This window comes from Paraplanobispora siamensis (genome assembly GCF_016863175.1).
GTDB lineage: Bacteria > Actinomycetota > Actinomycetes > Streptosporangiales > Streptosporangiaceae > Planobispora > Planobispora siamensis.
The window spans coordinates 1-17,703 of sequence record NZ_BOOJ01000048.1 but is presented as its reverse complement, the minus strand read 5'-3'; the positions used below and the strand labels follow the sequence as shown (position 1 = coordinate 17,703).

Sequence of the window (17,703 nt, the reverse complement as noted above, 5' to 3'; positions counted from 1 at the left end):
GGGCTTGACGGCGATGAGGATAACCGTTAGACGTAATGGCTAACGGTTAGAGGAGGCCCGATGCAGCAGGAAGTGGTCCTGGCGATGCTGGCCAAGGAGCCCTCGCACGGCTACCAGCTGCGCGCGCGGCTGCGCGACGCGCTCGGCCCCCTCGGCGAGGCGATGAACGCCGGGCACGTCTACGTCACGCTGACCCGGCTGGAGAAGGCCGGTCTGATAGCGGTCGAGAGGTCCGCCGACGGCGCCGACCGGTCGGACCGCAAGGTGTACGCGCTCACCCCCGACGGCCAGCAGCGGGTCGCCGAGTGGATCGCCGAGGTGAGCTGGCCGAAACCCGACCTCGCGGAGTTCCATCTCAAGCTGATCGCGGCCGCGTCGGCCGGGCTGGCCGACCCGCTCACCATCGTCGACACCCAGCGCCGCGAGCTGCTGCGCCGCCTGCGTGACGCCCAGCGCGCCGCCATGGCCGAGCCGGGCCACTCGGAGGCGGCGCTGCTGCTCGAGGGCATCGTGCTCCGGCTCCAGGCGGACCTGCGCTGGCTCGAGGCATGCGAGAAGAACTGGACCCACCGAAGGAGTGGATCGTGAGCAACGCCGCCGACACGCCGGTGCTCCGCGCCCGCGGGCTGCGCAAGGAGCACGGCGAGGGGGAGGGACTGGTCCGCGCCGTCGACGAGGTCGATCTCGACATCGGCGCGGGAGAGACGGTGGCGATAATGGGCCCCAGCGGCTGCGGGAAGTCCACGCTGCTGCACCTGCTCGGAGGCCTGGAGCGGCCCTCGGGCGGGCAGGTGTGGCTGAACGGCCGCCGCATCGACGACATCGGCGAGAAGGACCTGGCCCGGATGCGCCGCACCGGCATCGGCTTCGTCTTCCAGTCCTTCCACCTGATGGAGGAGCTCACCGCCGTCGAGAACGTCGAGCTGCCCGCCCTGCTGGCCGGACGCTCGCCACGGGCCGCCAGACGGCGTGCGGAGGAACTGCTGGAGCGGGTGGGGCTCGCCGGCAGGGCGCGTTTCCTGCCCTCCGCGCTGTCCGGCGGCCAGCGGCAGCGGGTCGCGGTCGCCCGGGCGCTGAGCAACGAGCCGTCGGTCGTCCTCGCCGACGAGCCGACCGGAAATCTGGACAGCGCCGCCACCCTGGACGTCCTGCAGCTCTTCGAGGGCCTGCACGGGTCCGGGCAGACGCTGGTCATCGTCACCCACGACGCGCGGATCGCGGCCACCGCGGACCGGATGATCTCGATGCGCGACGGCGCGTTCGTGGACGAGACCTGGTTGACCGGTGGCACCACCGGGCAGCTCGGCGCCCTCATCGGGCTGGAGGACTGAGAGCGGTGGGCCGTCTTCTGCTCGTGGGCCGCCTCGCCGTACGGGACCTCCGGCGGCGGCGCACCGAAACCGCGCTTCTGCTGCTGGCCATCATGGCGGCCGCCACGACGCTGACGCTCGGCCTCGTCCTGCGCGACGCGGCCGGCGACCCGTACCACAGCACCCGGGCGGCGACCGGCGGACCCGACGTGGTCGCCAGCGTCGGCCGGACCGCCGGGCCTCCCGGGGTATCCGGCCCCGCGGAGCCCGCGGGTCTCGCGGAGCTCGCGGAACTGGCCGGTGCTCCCGGCGTCGTCGACCACGGCGGGCCGTACCCGGTCACCGCGGCGAGACTCCAGGCCTCCGGCCGGACCTCGGATGTGCAGGCCGTGGGGCGCGACGCCGCGCCCGCGCCGGTCGACCAGCCCGAACTGCTCCAGGGCAGCTGGGTCGGCGACGGCGGCGTGGTGCTCGAGGCGGCCTTCGCCGACGCGATCGAGGCGCGCGTCGGCGATCCGGTCACCCTGGACGGCCGGTCGTTCGAAGTCGTCGGCGTCGCGGTCACCGCCGCCATGCCGCCCTATCCGAAGGCGTCCTGCATCGTCCCCTGCATGAACGGCGCCGTTCCCGGCGACGAGGCCGACACCGGACCGCCCGCGGGGGTGTTGCGCAATCCCGGCCTGGTCTGGCTCACCCGGGCGGACGTGCGGAGCCTCGCACCGGATCCGGACTCCCTGGCCCACGTGATGAACCTGAAGCTGGCCGACCCCGACGGAGCCCGGGCGTTCGTCGAGGCGAACCGCGGCGCAATACCCATGCAGCCCTGGCAGGACATCCTCGACGACGCCACCGAGCTGGCCGGGGACTCCCAGATCCTGCTGCTGATCGGAGCCTGGCTGCTCGGCCTGCTCGCCGTGGCCAGTCTTTCGGTGCTGGTCGGCGGCCGGATGGCCGACCAGACCAGACGCGTCGGGCTCCTCAAGGCGGTCGGCGGCACACCGGGCCTGGTCGCCGCCGTGCTGCTGGCGGAGTACGTCCTCGTGGCCGTCGTCGCGGCCGCGGCCGGGCTGACGGCCGGATCGCTGACCGCTCCGTTGCTCACCGACTCCGGCGCCGGCCTCGTCGGCAGCGCGGGCACGCCGTCGATCACCATGTCCACGGCCGGCCTGGTGATCGCCGCGGCACTCGGAGTCGCGGTGGTCGCGACCGCCGTCCCGGCCCTGCGCGCCGCCCGCTCCAGCACCGTCGGCGCGCTGACCGACTCGGCACGCCCGCCCCGCCGCGTCGGCTGGCTGATCGCGATCTCGGCGCGGCTTCCCGTCCCGCTGCTGCTCGCCCTGCGGGTCGCCGCCCGCCGGCCGCGCCGGGCCGTGCTGGCCGTGGCCAGTATCGCGATCACGGTCAGCGGGGTCTACGTCCTGCTGGTCCTCAACGCCTTCCTCGCCGCCCAGCCGCTCGCCGGCGGATACGGCGACGCCCAGGTGGAGCTGCTGAGGCGGGTGCTCCTCGTCGTGACGGTCGTCCTGCTCTCCCTGGCGGCGGTCAACGCCGTCGTCATCACCTGGGCGACGGTGCTCGACAACCGGCATTCGTCGGCGCTGGCCCGCGCCCTCGGCGCGACCCCCCGTGAGGTGAGTACGGCGCTGGCGGCCGCTCAGGTGCTCCCCGCGCTCGCCGGCGCCGTCCTGGGCGTCTTCCCGGGAGGCTACGCGCTGTTCGCCGCCGTCAACGCCACCACCGGCGGCGACGGCGGCAGAGCCCCGCTCCCCCCGCCCTGGCAACTGCTCGCAGTGGTGCCGGCGACCGTACTCGTGGTGGCGGCGCTCACCGCCGTCCCCGCCCGCCTCGGCGCCCGCCGCCCCGCGGCCGAGTCCCTGCAGGCCGGGCTCTCATGATCCGACGGGGGCGGCGGGTCCGTCATGACGTCAGCGGACGGGGACTCCCGCCGCACGGAGGGTGTCCTTGACGTCGGAGATCTTGAGCTGGCCGAAGTGGAACACCGACGCCGCCAGGACCGCGTCGGCCCCCGCCTCCACCGCCGGGGGGAAGTGCTCCAGCGCGCCCGCGCCGCCGCTGGCGATCACCGGGACGGAGACGGCCGCGCGCACCGCGCGGATCATCTCCAGGTCGTAGCCGTCGCGGGTGCCGTCACCGTCCATGGAGTTGAGCAGGATCTCCCCCACGCCCAGCTCCTCACCCCGGCGGGCCCACTCGACCGCGTCGATGCCGGTGCCGCGCCGGCCGCCGTGGGTCGTCACCTCGAAGCCCGAGGGCGTCGGCGGGCCGTCGACGACCCGCCGGGCGTCCACCGACAGCACCACGCACTGCGCGCCGTACCGCCGCGAGGCCTCGGTCAGCAGCTGCGGGCGGGCGATGGCGGCGGTGTTCAGCGACACCTTGTCCGCCCCCGCCCGCAGCAGCAGGTTCACATCCTCCACCGAGCGCACCCCGCCGCCGACCGTCAGCGGGATGAACACCTGCTCGGCCGTACGGCGCACCACGTCGTACATCGTGGAGCGGTCGGAGCTCGACGCCGTGATGTCGAGGAACGTCAGCTCGTCGGCCCCCTCGGCGTCATAGCGCCGGGCCAGTTCGACCGGGTCGCCCGCGTCGCGCAGGTTCTCGAAGTTGACGCCCTTGACCACCCGCCCGGCGTCCACGTCCAGGCAGGGGATCACTCGTACAGCGACGCTCACGTGGGGTTCCTCATCGTTGTCTATCGTTCTCTGTAGGCCTCGACCTCGACCTCGACCAGCATCCGGGGATCGATCAGGCCCGCCACCCGCACACCGGTGCAGGTCGGGCGGACCTGGCCGAAGAGCTCCGCATGGGCTCGGCCGACCTCGTCGTAGTGGTCGTCGTCGACCACGAAGTAGCGGACCCTGACGACGTCGTGCCGCGTCAGGCCCGCCTTCTCGATGGCGTCCAGCGCGACGCCGAACGCCGTGAGCGCCTGCTTGTAGGGGTTACCGACGTGAAGGACCTCACCGTCGACGGTGGCGGTGCAGCCGGAAACGATCACCCATGGGCCGGCGACCACCGCACGGGCGTAGCCGTACCGCTCCTCCCATACGCCCCCGCTGAACACCCTGGAACCCGTCCGGTGAATCACCCTGTCTCCTCTATGCGCGCGGAAAGCTAGGAAACCGCCGCCAAGGCCTCCTCGAGCGTGAAGGCCTGGGCGTACAGGGCTTTGCCCACGATTGCCCCCTCGATGCCGATCGGAACCAGGGAAGCGAGAGCGCGCAGGTCATCGAGGGAGGAAACGCCTCCGCTGGCGACCACGGGCTTGTCGGTACGGGCGCAGACCTCGCGCAGCAGGTCCAGGTTCGGGCCCCGCAGGGTGCCGTCCTTGGTGACGTCGGTGACGACGTAGCGGGGGCAGCCGTCGGCCTCCAGGCGCTCCAGCACCTCCCACAGGTCGCCGCCCTCCTGGGTCCAGCCGCGGGCGGCCAGGGTGGTGCCGCGCACGTCCAGGCCGATGGCGATGCGGTCGCCGTACTCGGAGATGATCTTCGAGCACCAGGCCGGGTTCTCCAGGGCCGCGGTGCCGATGTTGACCCGGCGGCAGCCGGTGGCCAGCGCGGCCTCCAGCGAGGCGTCGTCGCGGATGCCCCCGGACATCTCGACCTTGATGTCGAGCGCCTTCACCACCGAGGCGAGCAGTTCCCGGTTCGACCCCCGGCCGAAGGCGGCGTCGAGGTCGACCAGATGGATCCACTCGGCCCCGGCCTCCTGCCAGGCCAGCGCCGCCGACAGCGGGTCGCCGTAGGAGGTCTCGGTGCCGGCCTCGCCCTGGACCAGGCGGACCGCCTGGCCGTCGGCGACGTCCACGGCGGGCAGCAGCTCTAGCGACATCTGATCAGGACCTCCGGTCAAAGGCGACGGTGACCAGCACCGGCACCAGCAGTAGGGACAGGATGAGGACGCCCAGCCGCGCCGACCACGAGGACCAGAGCAGCCAGGCGATCACCTGGACGATGAGGAACAGGACCGCCACGACCCCGTTCTGCGTGCGGCGGCGACGGGCCATGATGCCACGCTGGCCGGCGATCCGGACCGGCCGCCCCGGCAACAGGGCGGCCAGCCGGCCCGCGCGCTCGCGCCGCCGGGCGAGCCGGGCCTCCCGCTCGGCGCGCACGGCCGCCTGGCGGGCCTGCTCGGCCTCCCGCTCGGCCCGCCTGCGGGCCCGCTCCTTGCTCATCGGGAACTCACGGGGATCATCGGATGCTCACGGGACTCGATCGGACCTCGGCAGGGTGGGGCGGGGTTCGTCGGGACGCTCACGGGCGCGTGGTCACCCGACGGTCTCCAGCCAGTTCGCCAGCAGCTGGGCCCCGGCGTCACCCGACTTCTCCGGATGGAACTGGGTGGCCATCAGCGGGCCGTTCTCCACCGCCGCGACGAACGGCACCCCGTGCTCGGCCCAGGTCACCAGCGGGTCGGTGAACCCGGGACCGGCCTTCAGCTCCCAGTTGCGCACGCCGTAAGAGTGCACGAAGTAGAACCGCGTGTCGGCGTCGAGACCGGCGAACAGCACCGACTCGGCGGGCGCCTTGACCGTGTTCCAGCCCATGTGCGGCAGGACCGGGGCGTCCAGGCGCTCGACCGTGCCGGGCCACTCGCCGCACCCCTCGGTCGTGACGCCGTGCTCGACCCCGGTCCCGAACAGGATCTGCATGCCCACGCAGATGCCGAGCACCGGCCGCCCCGCGGACAGGCGGCGGCCGACGATCCGGTCGCCGTGCACCGACTTCAGCCCGCTCATGCACGCGGCGAACGCGCCGACCCCCGGCACGACGAGACCGTCGGCCTCCATCGCCGCCTCGTAGTCGGCGGTCACCGTGACGTTCGCGCCGACCCGGGCCAGCGCGCGCTCCGCCGAGCGCAGATTGCCCGAACCGTAGTCCAGGACCGTGACGTTCTTCACCACCAGAGCACCGCCGCCGTGGTCGCCAGGGCCGCGAGGGCGGCCAGCAGCACCGCGCCCTTCTTCAGGCCCTGTTTGAGGAAGGAGATGATGCCGCCCACCAGGAACAGGGCGACGAAGGCCATCGCGATGGCCGTCCAGTTGTCAGTCATCCGTTACCCATCGCCGATCACAGCACTCCCTTGGTGCTGGGCACGCCGCTGGCCCGCGGGTCGGGCTCCGACGCCTCGCGCAGCGCCCGCGCCAGAGCCTTGAACTGCGCCTCCACGATGTGGTGGGCGTTGCGGCCGTAGGGCACGTGCACGTGCAGGCAGATGGCGGCGTGCGCGACGAAGGACTCCAGGATGTGCCGGGTCAGCGTCGTGTCGTAGTCGGGGCCGATCATCGGGGCCATGTTCTCGGGCTCGCTGTGCACGAGGTACGGCCGGCCGGACAGGTCGACGGTGACCTGCGCGAGGGACTCGTCCAGCGGGCACGACGCGCTGCCGAACCGCCGGATGCCCGACTTGTCGCCCAGCGCCTCGCGGAACGCGACGCCCAGCGCGATCGCCGTGTCCTCGATCGTGTGGTGCGAGTCGATGTGCAGGTCGCCCTCGGTCTTCACCGTCAGGTCGAACAACCCGTGCTTGCCGAGCTGGTTCAGCATGTGGTCATAGAACCCGACGCCGGTGGACACCTCGACCACGCCGGTGCCGTCGAGGTTCACCTCGACCAGCACCGAGGTCTCCTTGGTGGCGCGCTCGACGCGGCCGACGCGCGGCCCGCCTCCGGCAAGACTCATCACAAGATCCCTTCCAGAGCGGCGCGGAACGCCGCCATCTCCTCTGCCGTGCCGATGGACACCCGCAGCCACTCGGGCGGGCCGACCTCGCGGATCAGCACCCCCCGCTCCAGCAGGCCCTCCCACACCGCGCGCCGGTCGGGGAAACGCCCGAAGAGCACGAAGTTGGCGTCGGAGTCGGCCACCGCCAGTCCCCGGTCCCGCAGCCACCGCACCGTGGCGTCCCGCTCCTCGCGCAGCATGTCGACGGTGCCGAGCAGCTCGTCGCGGTGGGCCAGCGCCACGCGCGCCGCCGTCTGGGTGAGCGTGGACAGGTGGTACGGCAGCCGCACCAGCAGCAGCGCCTCGATCACCGCCGGGCAGGCGGCGAGGTAGCCCAGCCGGGTGCCGGCCATCGCGAACGCCTTGGACATGGTCCGGGTCACGATCAGCCGCGGGTTGTCCGGCAGCAGCGTCAGCGCGGACGGCGTGCCGGTGCGGGCGAACTCGAAGTAGGCCTCGTCCACCACCACCATGCCGGGCGCGGCCTCGACGACACGGGCGATCACCGCCGGGTCGAGCGCGGTGCCGGTGGGGTTGTTGGGCGAGGTCAGGAAGACGACGTCGGGCCGGTGCTCGGCGATCGCGGCGACCGCCTTGTCCGGGTCGATCCCGAAGTCCTCCTCGCGTGTCCCGGAGATCCACTCGGTGGAGGCGCCGCCGGCGATGATCGGGTGCATCGAGTAGGACGGCTCGAAGCCCAGCGCGCTGCGGCCCGGACCGCCGAAAGCCTGCAGGATCTGCTGGATGATCTCGTTGGAGCCGTTGGCGGCCCACACCTGCTCCGTCGTCAGGCCGTGGCCGAGATAGGCGGCCAGCTCCGCGCGCAGGCCGAGCGCGTCGCGGTCGGGATAGCGGTTGAGCTCGGCCGCGGTGTGCCGCACCGCCTCGGCCAGGTCGGTGACCAGGGAGGCGGAGGGGCCGTAGGGGTTCTCGTTGGTGTTGAGCCGCACCGGGACGTCGATCTGCGGGGCGCCGTACGGCGTCCGCCCCCGCAGGTCCTCGCGCAGGGGCAGGTCCTGCAGCCTCATGAACGCCCCTCCCAGTCGCTGAGCTCGGCCAGCTCGCCCTCGGCGAACCTGACGCGGACCGCCGCGCCGTGCGCGGGCAGGTCCTCGGCGTCGGCCAGGACCGACACGTGGGCCGCGGCGCCGGCCAGGGCCTCGCGGGTGTACTCGACGACGTGGATGCCGCGCAGGAAGGTCTGCACCGACAATCCCGAGGAGTGGCAGGCGCAGCCGCCGGTGGGCAGCACGTGGTTGGACCCGGCGAGGTAGTCGCCGAGCGAGACCGGCGCGTAGGTGCCGACGAAGATCGCTCCGGCGTTGCGGACCCGGGCGGCCAGCGCGGCCGCGTCGGCGGTGTGGATCTCCAGGTGCTCGGCGGCGTAGGCGTCCACGACGCGCAGCCCGGCCTCCATGTCGTCCACCAGCAGGATGCCCGACTGGCGGCCCGACAGGGCCGTGGCGATGCGCTCGGAGTGCTTGGTCGCGGCCACCTGGCCGGGCAGCTCCTTCTCCACGGCCTCGGCCAGCTCCGCCGAGTCGGTGACCAGCACCGCCGCGGCGATCTGGTCGTGCTCGGCCTGGCTGATCAGGTCGGCCGCCACGTGCGCCGGGTCGGCGGTGGAGTCGGCCAGGATGGCGATCTCGGTGGGCCCGGCCTCGGAGTCGATGCCGATGCGGCCCTTGAGCAGGCGCTTGGCCGCGGCGACCCAGATGTTGCCCGGGCCGGTGACCATGGTCACCGGGGCGCACTCCTCGGTGCCGTAGGCGAACATCGCCACGGCCTGGGCGCCGCCGACGGCGTAGACCTCCTCCACCCCGAGCAGCGCGCACGCGGCCAGGATGGTCGGGTGCGGCAGCCCGCCGAACTCCTTCTGCGCCGGCGAGGTCACCGCCAGGGAGGTCACCCCCGCCTCCTGGGCGGGCACGACGTTCATGACCACGCTGGAGGGATAGACCGCCTGGCCGCCGGGGACGTACAGGCCCACGCGCTCGACGGGCACCCACCGTTCGGTGACGGTGCCCCCGGGCACCACCCGGGTCGTGACGTCGGTGCGGCGCTGGTCGCGGTGGACCAGGCGGGCGCGGCGGATGGACTCCTCCAGGGCCGCGCGGACCCGGGGGTCGAGCTCCTCCAGCGCGCGGGCGATCGCCTCGGCGGGCACCCGGGTGGACTCCAGCTCCACCCCGTCGAAGCGGGCGGTCAGCTCCCGGACCGCGGCCACCCCGCGATGATGCACGTCCTCGCAGATCGGCCGGACCTTCTCCAGGGCGGCTTCGACGTCGAGTTCGGCACGGGGCAGCACGTCGCGCAGGTCCTCGGGGAGGGCGCCGCGCAGGTCGGTACGGGAAATCACCCATACAGTTTACGGAGCCGGGGCACCCAGTCTGGTCTTGTCCACTATCCGGACATTCGTCGTGGGTGATGAGCCATGCCCTTTACGTTGTAGATTCGCCGGGTACTCTACCCTGCCCTTCATGAGCAAGAAGGGAACCAAGGGCCAGGGCACCCCCGCGACGGTGGCGCTGACCCAGGCCAAGGTGGAGTTCACGCTGCACCCCTACGAGCACGACGCCGACTCCCAGGCCTACGGCGAGGAGGCGGCCGACGCGCTCGGCGTGCCGTACGAGAGGATCTTCAAGACGCTCGTGGCCGAGGTGGAGGGCGGGCTGGCCGTCGCGGTGGTGCCGGTGGCGGGCAAGCTGGACCTCAAGGCGTTCGCGGCGGCGCTGGGCGGCAAGCGGGCGGCGATGGCCGAGGCGGCCAAGGTGGAGCGGGTCACCGGCTACGTGGTGGGCGGCATCAGCCCGCTGGGGCAGCGCAAGCGGCTGCCGACCGTCGTCGACTCCTCCGCGCTGGAGTTCCCCACCGTCTACTTCTCCGCCGGGCGGCGCGGGCTGCAGATCGAGACCGCCCCGCAGGAGCTGGTACGGCTCACGCAGGCCACCACGGCCTCCATCGGCCGTACCGGGTAGTCCCCGCTGGGTAGTTCTGTCGAAGGTTGCCGAGGCGCGGCCGCCGCCGCCCGGCCAGACTGGGCGGGCCGTACGGACCGGGAGGACGGATGCACTACCTGACCGCCGTCGAGATGCTGGAGCTGCTGCGCACCCGGCAGATCTGCGCGACCGAACTGCTCGACGCCCACCTGCGCCGCATCGAGGAGGTCAACCCCCGGGTCAACGCGATCGTCACGCTCACGGCCGAGCGCGCCCTCGACGAGGCCGAGGCGGCCGACCGCGACCTGGCCAAGGGCGTGTGGCGCGGCCCGCTGCACGGGCTGCCGGTCGCCTACAAGGACCTGACCGACACCGCGGGCATCCGCACCACGTACGGCTCGCGGATCTTCGCCGACCACGTGCCGGAGCGGGACGCCCTGATCGTGCGGCGCATGCGCGAGGCCGGGGCGATCACGGTCGGCAAGACCAACACCCCCGAGTTCGGCACCGGCTCGCACACGGTCAACGAGATCTTCGGTGCCACCCGCAACCCCTACGACCTGTCGCGCTCGGCCGGCGGCAGCAGCGGAGGGGCCGCGGCGGCGCTGGCCTGCGGGATGATCCCGCTGGCCGACGGCTCCGACATGGGCGGATCGCTGCGCAACCCGGCCTCCTTCTGCAACGTGGTGGGGCTGCGGCCGACCCCGGGGCGGGTCCCCTCCCCCACGCCGAGGGCCGCCTGGTTCACCCTGGGCGTGTCCGGGCCGATGGCCAGGACCGTGGAGGACCTGACGCTGCTGATGAGCGTGGTGGCCGGCTTCGACCCGTCCTCCCCGCTGTCGATCGCCGAGAGCGGCGCCGTCTTCACCGAGTCGCTGGACCTGCTGGATCTGACCGGGCTGCGGATCGCCTGGAGCCCCGACCTGGGCGGGCTGCCGGTGGACGCCGAGACGGCCAAGGTCACCGCCGGCGCCCCGGCGGTGCTGGCCGGACTGGGGGCGCACGTCGAGCGGGTCGAGCTCGACCTGTCCGACGCCGAGGAGGCCTTCCGCACCTACCGGGCGTGGTACTACCTGCTGTCCTACGGCGACCTGCCGCAGGAGGAGCTGGGCGAGAACGTGCGCTGGAACGTCGAGCGGGGCCGCGCGGTGACCGGGGCGGACCTGGCCCGCGCCGAACGGCTGCGCAGCGGCCTCTACCAGCGGATGAGCGCCTTCTTCGACACCTACGACTTCCTGATCGCACCGGTCAGCCAGGTGCCGCCGTTCCCGGTGGACGCGCCGTACGTCACCGAGATCAACGGCGAGGAGCTGCCCGACTATCTGGCGTGGATGCGCTCGGCCTACTGGGTCAGCGTGCTGCACGCCCCCGCCGCGTCGGTGCCGTGCGGCTTCACCTCCGCGGGGCTGCCGGTGGGCGTGCAGATCGTCGGGCGTCCCTTCGCCGACCTGCGGGTGCTGCGGCTGGCCCACGCCTTCGAGCGGGCCACCGGGCACGGCTCCCACCGCCCCGCCCTGACGTGACGGCCGTGACCGGCTAGGGGGCCTTCGGTCCCGGCGGCGGCTCGGACGGCGATTCGGACGGCGGCTCAGAGGGCGGTCCGGACGGCGGTCCAGGCGGTGATCCAGGCGGCGGTCCGAGCGGCGGTTCGGGCGGCGGTTCGGGCGGCCCGAACGGGTCGTGCCCGCCGAACGGGCGGCGCAGCGGCGAGTCGCGGTAGCCCGCGATCCCCTCCAGGGCGAAGCACAGGCCGACGGCGAACAGCGGCCAGGCGACGACGACGCCGTGCGCGGTCAGCCGCAGCGGCCCCGGCACCACCGGGACCTGCACACCGGCGGCGGCCACGGTCACGGCGCCGATGTTCACCGCCCCGCCGACCCACAGGGCGAGGTAGGAGGCCAGCAGGCCGCCCGCGGTCAGCGCGAGCGGCATGACGGCCGGGTGGGTCCGGTGCGACAGGCGGTAGCCCACGGCGCCGCACACCAGCCCCAGCACGCCCGTGACGAGGGCGAACCAGCCGTCGGCGGCGATGAGCGCCTGGGTGGAGGGATCGGCCAGCAGCGGGCCCCTGTCCGTCACGACGTACGGCGGGCGGGGCGCCAGGAACGACCACAGGACACCGGCCGCGGCCCCGAGGACGGCGAGCACGAGCACGGTCACGGCGACATCGCGCGCGTACCGCACCGTGCGTCTCACCTCACTTCACCTGGACGGGCCGATGCTACCCGTTCATCCGCTTTCGCAATATCAAGGCATCGATCGAATCCCTTACGCTGTCGGGGTGAACGAAGAGGTATGGCTGATCGAGCCCTCCGGCCCGCTGCGCGGGGACGTCGAGGTCCGCGGATCCAAGAACGGCGTTTCCAAGCACATGGTGGCGGCCATGCTGGGATCGGGGGAGAGCGTCATCCACAACGCCCCCGACGTGGGCGAAGTGGGGATCACCGCGCAGATGCTGCGGGCGCTCGGCATCAACGTGGAGATCACTCCCAAGGAGATCTCCATCGAGCGCGGCCCCGAGATCAACCCGCACGTCCCCTCCGCGTTCACCGGGCTCAACCGCATCCCCATCCTGATGCTCGGCCCCCTGCTGCACCTGGCGGGCGAGGCGTTCGTGCCGCTGGTCGGCGGCGACCCGATCGGCCGGCGCCCGGTCGACTTCCACGTCGAGGCGCTGCGCGCCATGGGCGCGGAGGTCGAGGTGAGCGACACCGGCATCTACGCCAAGGCCAAGCGGCTGCGCGGGACCCGGCTCGAACTGCCCTACCCCAGCGTCGGCGCCACCGAGACGATCCTGATGTCGGCGGTGCTGGCCGAGGGCAAGACCGTCCTGAAGGGCGCGGCCACCGAGCCCGAGGTGGTGGAGCTGGCCCTGTTCCTGCAGCGGATGGGCGCGCTGATCGAGCTCAGCCCCGACCGCCGCATCGTGATCGAGGGCGTGGAGAAGCTGCACGGCGCCTCCACCTGGCTCAACGGCGACCGCATCGAGGCGTTCTCCTACCTGGCGGCCGGCCTGATCACCGGCGGTGAGGTGCGGGTCCACGGCTGCCCGCAGGACCGGCTGGTCACCGCCATCACCACCCTGGCCAGGATGGGCGCCCAGCTCGACATCACCGACGACTACCTGTCGGCCTCGGCCCCCGACGGCCTGCGCGCCGCGGCGGTGCAGACCGACACCCACCCCGGCTTCATGACCGACTGGCAGACGCCGCTGATGGTGCTGTTCACCCAGGCGCAGGGCATGTCGGTGCTGCACGAGACCGTGTTCGAGAACCGGCTGGTCTACGTGCCCGCGCTGCAGAAGATGGGCTGCGAGATCGAGGTCTTCGACGTGTGCCTCGGCGGTCCCGCCTGCCGCTACCACGACACCAACGCCAAGCACTCCGCGGTCGTGCGGGGCGTGTCCAAGCTGCGCGGCGCCGACGTGACGCTGCCCGACATCCGGGCCGGCTTCTCGGCCGTGCTCGCCGCCGCCGCCGCGGAGGGCACCTCCACGCTGCGGGGGGTGCACCACATCGAGCGGGGATACCACCGGCCGTTCGAGCAGTTCGCCTCCCTCGGCCTGAAGATCAGTCGAGAGAAGGTGCGAAACGATTAAGGATTGGCAAACAGGTGTTTGTGCCTGATCATCCGGTTGCACCTTACTATGCGTGACTTCCCGACGTGATACCAGACGTGGGCCCGTCGCCTGCCTGCGTACCCTGACGGTGTGCGGAACAGCCGGCGGGCTGCTGGCGGCGGTGATCGCGCTGCCGATCGTCGGCACGGCGGGCGTCACGGCGAAGAACGTCGCGGGCGTCTTCACCGACCTGCCGGCCGCCCCGCCGGAGAACCCGCTCCCGCAGCGCACGGTGCTGCTGGACCGGCACGGCAAGCCGTTCGCCCAGTTCTACTCGCAGAACCGGAAGATCGTCAGCCTCGACGCGGTCGCGCCGATCATGCGCAAGGCGATCGTGGCGATCGAGGACTCCCGCTTCTACGAGCACGCGGGACTGGACATCAAGGGGACGTTGCGCGCGCTGGTGACCAACACCCAGGCCGGCGGGGTACGGCAGGGCGGCTCCTCCCTCACCCAGCAGCTCGTCAAGAACATCCTGGTCGAGAACGCCGAGACCGACGCCGAACGCGACCAGGCCCGGGCGCCCAACCTGAAGCGCAAGATCACCGAGCTGCGTTACGCGCTGGCGATGGAGGACAAGTACACCAAGGCCGAGATCCTGGAGCGCTATCTCAACATCGCCTACTTCGGCGCCGGCGCGTTCGGGGTGGAGGCCGCGGCCCAGCGGTTCTTCTCGGTCCCGGCCTCGGAGCTGTCCCTTCCGCAGGCGGCGGCCCTGGCCGGGGCGGTGCGCACGCCGTACGGGACGGACCCGTCGCTGGGCGCGGGACACCGCGAGCGGCTCAAACAGCGCAGGAACCTCGTGCTGACCCGGATGGCCGAGACGGGGACCGTCACCCGGGCCGAGGCGGACGCCGCCCGGCGCACGCCCCTGGGCATCCGGCTGAAGCCCGAGCCCGGCGGCTGCGCCGGCAGCCCGTACCCCTACTTCTGCGTCTACGTCCAGCGGGAGATGCTCAGCAACCCCCTGTTCGGACGCACCCGCGAGGAACGCGAGGCCCGCCTGGCCAAGGGGGGCATCATCCTGCGCACCACCCTGGACCCGGCCGCCCAGGAGGCCGCCGAGCGCGCCATCTCCGCACGGGTCGACCCGCGCGACACCGAGGTCGCCGCCGAGGCCATGATCGAGCCCGGCACCGGGCGCATCCGCGCCCTGGCCACCAGCAAGAAGTACGGCCGCAACCCCCGCAACAGCAACCTCGGCCCGCGCACCACCTTCAACCTGGCCGCCGACGTCGCCCACGGCGGCGGGATGGGCTTCCAGGCCGGGTCCACCTTCAAGGTGTTCACCCTGGCCGCCGCGCTGAGGAAGGGCTGGCGGTTCAACCAGGGTTTCGTCACCCCCGGCGTGTTCGTCCCCGCCAACGGCTTCGCCGACTGCGCGGGCCGCTCGGTCAACGCCCCCAACGCCAAGATCTTCAACTCCGACGGCAGGCGCCGCCCCGGCGCGTACAGCCTCTCCAGCGGCACGTGGAAATCGGTGAACGTCTTCTTCATGAAGCTGGAGCGCCGGGTCGGCCTGTGCCCCGTGGTGAAGACGGCCCGGGCTCTCGGCATCGTCCGGGCGGACGGCACGCCGCTGCGCGAGGTGCCGACGTTCACCCTCGGGATCAACGAGATGGACCCGCTGACGGTGGCCGGGGCCTTCGCCACGTTCGCCGCGCGGGGCCTTCACTGCCGCCCGGTCGCGATGACCGAGATGGTCGACCGGAACGGCGTCCGCGTGCCCGTCCGGCCGGTCTGCCGCCAGGTGATCGACCGGAAGGTCGCCGACGCGGTCAACTACGTGCTGGCCGGGGTGTTCCAGCGGGGCACGATGAGCGGCCAGGGCATCGGCCGGTCCGCCGCCGGCAAGACCGGGACCAACAACGGCTACACCTCGGCCTGGTTCGCCGGTTACACCCCCGACCTCGCCGCGGCCGTCAGCGTCGGCGACATCCGCGGCTCCTACCGTCACCCGCTGCGGAACGTCGAGATCGGCGGGCGGTTCTACAGCCGGGTCGAGGGCGCCGCCCTGCCTGGTCCGATCTGGGTGGCCTCCATGTCCGCCGCCTTGAAGGGCGTCCCGGCCTCCTCCTTCCAGCGCCCCGACATGTCCCGCTTCGGCGGCGGCCACACCCCGGTCCTCACCCCGCCCCGCGCCGCCAAGGGCCCCCGTGGCGACCGCCCCGGCCTCCGCGGGTCCCCGTTCCGCAAGAAGCCCCGCTTCCGCCCCTGGCAGAACATCCTGAACCGTTGAGCCGCCGGCACGGGGTTGGCGCCGGGTACGGCGCAGGTTCGAGCCAGGAGCCGGCGCCGGTGCGGCGAGACGCTGGACGGCGGTGCTCGGCGCCGTTCTGTACGGCGGGCGGGCCGGGGTGAGCGGGGACGAGGGCGGGTGTTCGGCAGCGGGGCGCGTGCTGGGGGCATGGTCGTGCTGTGCGGGCGGGTGTTCCGGCCGGCCGTCTCAGCGGGGCTCTGGTGCGTTCAGGCCTTCGGCCTGCCCGGGCGCGGGGGGTGCGGTCCTTTTCCACGCCGGCCTGCACACCCGCCCGCTCCGCACTCCTTGTGGCCCGCCGTACCCATGCGGGCCGCATGGTGCGCGCCTTTACCGGACGACCGGTGTGCTGTGGGTGGCTGAAGCGGGAGTGCGGGGCCGTTCAGGGGTGCTCGCCGTTGCCTTGCGGCCATGCTTGCGGGAAGGAGCTCAGGGCGGGCCGCCGTAGTCGGCGCCCGCCGGCGTCTTCCTGATCATGGGTCGGCATATGGGCACCGAGGGTTCGTGGGCTGACACCCGGGAGGCGTCCGTCACGGCCTTCCGGGTCAGGCAGGTTCCTCTTCGGGGGCGTAGAAGGCGATGGTGTTGGCGACCGTGGCGGCGATCCGGTCGGGCGGGCCGCCTGCGGTCTCGTGGGCCCGGCCCCAGGCCTGGCAGGCGGCGGTGATGAAGCGCCGGCCCTCGTCGGTCTGGTGGAAGGTGTTCTCGTCGATCCGGGGCGCGCCCGACAGGTGCAGGCCGAGGCCCAGGAAGGCCAGGTCCCAGCCCACGCCGACGGCGCCGGGGCCGTAGTCCGACCACATCTCCGGCGGCACCTCGGCGGTGTGGCGCAGCTCGAACAAGGTGCCGCCGTCCTGGCTCGACAGGAGCACCTCCACCTCGGAGAAGCCGGGGTCCTCGCCGTACAGCCAGCTGACCTTCAGCAGGCGGGGCGGCTCGCAGCGCAGGATCTCGCCGCCCGCGTTGCCTTCGAGCTGATAGGCGCCTCCCTGCCGAAGGTCCCCCGTGACGGGCAGGAACCAGCGGCTCAGCCGGTCGGGCTTCGTGCAGGCGTCCCACACGTCCTCGACCTCCGCCTCGTAGCGCCGCCGCAGCGTCACGACCTTGCGCTCGCCGTCGAGCAGTTCGCGATGCGCCTGGTTGATCTCCTCAACGATGCCCATCAGGGTCCTCCGTCTCGTCCGTCACGCGGTGGGCGCGTACGCGACCGGATCATTTCAGGATGCACTTATATAAGTCAAACACGGGATTAGAGGCTGATCGCCAGGCCGTTCCGAGAACGGATCGTCGAGAGCAGGTGGTGCCCGTGTAACAACCTGGCGTTGCGGCCGAAGTAGGAATAGCCGGGATCTGTGCATCGACGGGCCACGATGAGGTGGCGGGATCCGCTGCAGGAGGCGAAGTTGCCGGAGCGACCGGAAACCCTTGCCGGCGATCCGTTCGGTGGTCGGTGACCGAGCACGGTGGGATCCTGTACGTGTTGTGCTTCAGCGACGAAGGCCCGGACACCGGCCCGCACCCTGTCAGCCGGGAAGAGCTGAGGGCGGCGTTCGACCCCGGCGACGGATGGAATCTCGTCGCCGTCGAACCGGCTCGGATCCAGACGAGATACCACGACGACGGCGCACCGGCATGGCTCGCGACGATCAAACGCATCTGAGCGATGTCCCGTAACTCGATCGGGCGTCGCCTGCGGCCGGTCCTCAGGGTCAGCCGCCCAGAATTCCGCAGGTCCCGGGTCGGGCGATGAGACGCACCAGCCGGCCGCAGCCCGGTGAGCGGGTGGATCATCTACGAGACGTCGGGCCGGGTCATCAGCGGCGAG

At 72.4% G+C, this 17,703-nt stretch carries 19 protein-coding genes; 8 read left to right on the top strand and 11 right to left on the bottom strand.

Going from position 1 to position 17,703, the window contains the following annotated elements; translation table 11 throughout:
- Nucleotides 1-60 precede the first annotated feature (60 nt).
- Genes Psi01_RS27780 through Psi01_RS27770 form a run of 3 tightly spaced genes read left to right on the top strand, consistent with a single transcriptional unit; the run spans nucleotide 61 to nucleotide 3,205 of the window.
- Nucleotides 61-588, top strand: a complete 528-nt coding sequence (locus tag Psi01_RS27780; RefSeq protein WP_204067073.1) for a PadR family transcriptional regulator — start codon at nucleotides 61-63, stop codon at nucleotides 586-588.
- Nucleotides 585-1,331, top strand: coding sequence for an ABC transporter ATP-binding protein (locus Psi01_RS27775; RefSeq protein WP_239128070.1), 747 nt, complete (start codon nucleotides 585-587; stop codon nucleotides 1,329-1,331). Before Psi01_RS27780 ends, Psi01_RS27775 begins: the two co-directional genes overlap by 4 nt.
- Before the next feature lie 5 nt (nucleotides 1,332-1,336).
- Nucleotides 1,337-3,205, top strand: a complete 1,869-nt coding sequence (locus Psi01_RS27770) for an FtsX-like permease family protein (protein ID WP_239128069.1) — start codon at nucleotides 1,337-1,339, stop codon at nucleotides 3,203-3,205.
- A 30-nt stretch (nucleotides 3,206-3,235) separates the two neighbouring features.
- On the opposite strand, the gene hisF is transcribed toward Psi01_RS27770, so the two are convergent.
- From hisF to hisD, 9 genes are all read right to left on the bottom strand, one after another.
- Nucleotides 3,236-4,006, bottom strand: a complete 771-nt coding sequence (gene hisF, locus Psi01_RS27765) for an imidazole glycerol phosphate synthase subunit HisF (protein ID WP_204067071.1) — start codon at nucleotides 4,004-4,006, stop codon at nucleotides 3,236-3,238.
- 20 nt (nucleotides 4,007-4,026) lie between these two features.
- Nucleotides 4,027-4,422 (bottom strand): RidA family protein, encoded by a 396-nt coding sequence (locus tag Psi01_RS27760; protein ID WP_203876805.1) that lies wholly within the window; start codon nucleotides 4,420-4,422, stop codon nucleotides 4,027-4,029.
- Nucleotides 4,423-4,448: 26 nt separating this feature from the next.
- Complete coding sequence (gene priA, locus Psi01_RS27755; RefSeq protein ID WP_204067070.1) at nucleotides 4,449-5,168, bottom strand: bifunctional 1-(5-phosphoribosyl)-5-((5-phosphoribosylamino)methylideneamino)imidazole-4-carboxamide isomerase/phosphoribosylanthranilate isomerase PriA; 720 nt, start codon at nucleotides 5,166-5,168, stop codon at nucleotides 4,449-4,451.
- Nucleotides 5,169-5,172: 4 nt separating this feature from the next.
- Complete coding sequence (locus Psi01_RS27750; RefSeq protein WP_204067069.1) at nucleotides 5,173-5,514, bottom strand: hypothetical protein; 342 nt, start codon at nucleotides 5,512-5,514, stop codon at nucleotides 5,173-5,175.
- 93 nt (nucleotides 5,515-5,607) lie between these two features.
- Nucleotides 5,608-6,243, bottom strand: coding sequence for an imidazole glycerol phosphate synthase subunit HisH (gene hisH / locus Psi01_RS27745; protein ID WP_204067068.1), 636 nt, complete (start codon nucleotides 6,241-6,243; stop codon nucleotides 5,608-5,610).
- Entirely contained in the window at nucleotides 6,237-6,392 is a 156-nt protein-coding gene (locus tag Psi01_RS27740; RefSeq protein ID WP_203876801.1) for a CG2302 family histidine operon protein, read from the bottom strand. The genes hisH and Psi01_RS27740 overlap by 7 nt, the downstream gene beginning before the upstream one ends.
- 17 nt (nucleotides 6,393-6,409) lie before the next feature.
- Nucleotides 6,410-7,021, bottom strand: a complete 612-nt coding sequence (hisB, locus tag Psi01_RS27735; protein ID WP_203876800.1) for an imidazoleglycerol-phosphate dehydratase HisB — start codon at nucleotides 7,019-7,021, stop codon at nucleotides 6,410-6,412.
- Entirely contained in the window at nucleotides 7,021-8,091 is a 1,071-nt protein-coding gene (locus tag Psi01_RS27730; protein WP_204067067.1) for a histidinol-phosphate transaminase, read from the bottom strand. Before Psi01_RS27730 ends, hisB begins: the two co-directional genes overlap by 1 nt.
- Nucleotides 8,088-9,422, bottom strand: a complete 1,335-nt coding sequence (gene hisD, locus Psi01_RS27725) for a histidinol dehydrogenase (protein WP_204067066.1) — start codon at nucleotides 9,420-9,422, stop codon at nucleotides 8,088-8,090. Before hisD ends, Psi01_RS27730 begins: the two co-directional genes overlap by 4 nt.
- A 121-nt stretch (nucleotides 9,423-9,543) precedes the next feature.
- Here hisD and ybaK point away from each other — a divergent pair, with 121 nt between their 5' ends.
- Both ybaK and Psi01_RS27715 read left to right on the top strand, forming a co-directional pair.
- Entirely contained in the window at nucleotides 9,544-10,041 is a 498-nt protein-coding gene (ybaK, locus tag Psi01_RS27720; protein WP_204067065.1) for a Cys-tRNA(Pro) deacylase, read from the top strand.
- A gap of 89 nt (nucleotides 10,042-10,130) precedes the next feature.
- The gene (locus Psi01_RS27715) at nucleotides 10,131-11,525 is read left to right on the top strand and encodes an amidase (protein ID WP_204067064.1); all 1,395 of its coding nucleotides are present in this window, start codon (nucleotides 10,131-10,133) and stop codon (nucleotides 11,523-11,525) included.
- Nucleotides 11,526-11,538: 13 nt separating this feature from the next.
- Here the strand turns inward: Psi01_RS27715 and Psi01_RS27710 are convergent, their stop codons facing one another.
- A complete protein-coding gene (locus Psi01_RS27710) occupies nucleotides 11,539-12,198 on the bottom strand; it encodes a hypothetical protein (RefSeq protein WP_204067063.1) in 660 nt (219 codons plus the stop codon).
- An 85-nt stretch (nucleotides 12,199-12,283) separates the two neighbouring features.
- Here Psi01_RS27710 and murA point away from each other — a divergent pair, with 85 nt between their 5' ends.
- Together murA and Psi01_RS27700 are read left to right on the top strand one after the other, a co-directional pair.
- The gene (murA, locus tag Psi01_RS27705; protein ID WP_204067062.1) at nucleotides 12,284-13,600 is read left to right on the top strand and encodes a UDP-N-acetylglucosamine 1-carboxyvinyltransferase; all 1,317 of its coding nucleotides are present in this window, start codon (nucleotides 12,284-12,286) and stop codon (nucleotides 13,598-13,600) included.
- Nucleotides 13,601-13,709: 109 nt separating this feature from the next.
- Nucleotides 13,710-15,860, top strand: coding sequence for a transglycosylase domain-containing protein (locus tag Psi01_RS27700; protein WP_239128068.1), 2,151 nt, complete (start codon nucleotides 13,710-13,712; stop codon nucleotides 15,858-15,860).
- 563 nt (nucleotides 15,861-16,423) lie between these two features.
- Here the strand turns inward: Psi01_RS27700 and Psi01_RS27695 are convergent.
- Complete coding sequence (locus Psi01_RS27695) at nucleotides 16,424-17,041, bottom strand: SRPBCC family protein (protein WP_239128067.1); 618 nt, start codon at nucleotides 17,039-17,041, stop codon at nucleotides 16,424-16,426.
- A gap of 287 nt (nucleotides 17,042-17,328) precedes the next feature.
- On the opposite strand from Psi01_RS27695, the gene Psi01_RS27690 reads away from it, so the two are divergent.
- Entirely contained in the window at nucleotides 17,329-17,538 is a 210-nt protein-coding gene (locus Psi01_RS27690; protein WP_204067060.1) for a hypothetical protein, read from the top strand.
- Nucleotides 17,539-17,703: the final 165 nt, after the last annotated feature.

Coding starts and splice junctions, on each gene's coding strand:
- Psi01_RS27780 (WP_204067073.1), top strand. CDS start 61: ATGCAGCAGGAAGTGGTCCTGGCGATGCTGGCCAAGGAGCCCTCGCAC.
- priA (WP_204067070.1), bottom strand. CDS start 5,168: ATGTCGCTAGAGCTGCTGCCCGCCGTGGACGTCGCCGACGGCCAGGCG.
- Psi01_RS27750 (WP_204067069.1), bottom strand. CDS start 5,514: ATGAGCAAGGAGCGGGCCCGCAGGCGGGCCGAGCGGGAGGCCGAGCAG.
- Psi01_RS27740 (WP_203876801.1), bottom strand. CDS start 6,392: ATGACTGACAACTGGACGGCCATCGCGATGGCCTTCGTCGCCCTGTTC.
- hisB (WP_203876800.1), bottom strand. CDS start 7,021: ATGAGTCTTGCCGGAGGCGGGCCGCGCGTCGGCCGCGTCGAGCGCGCC.
- Psi01_RS27730 (WP_204067067.1), bottom strand. CDS start 8,091: ATGAGGCTGCAGGACCTGCCCCTGCGCGAGGACCTGCGGGGGCGGACG.
- ybaK (WP_204067065.1), top strand. CDS start 9,544: ATGAGCAAGAAGGGAACCAAGGGCCAGGGCACCCCCGCGACGGTGGCG.
- Psi01_RS27715 (WP_204067064.1), top strand. CDS start 10,131: ATGCACTACCTGACCGCCGTCGAGATGCTGGAGCTGCTGCGCACCCGG.
- Psi01_RS27695 (WP_239128067.1), bottom strand. CDS start 17,041: ATGGGCATCGTTGAGGAGATCAACCAGGCGCATCGCGAACTGCTCGAC.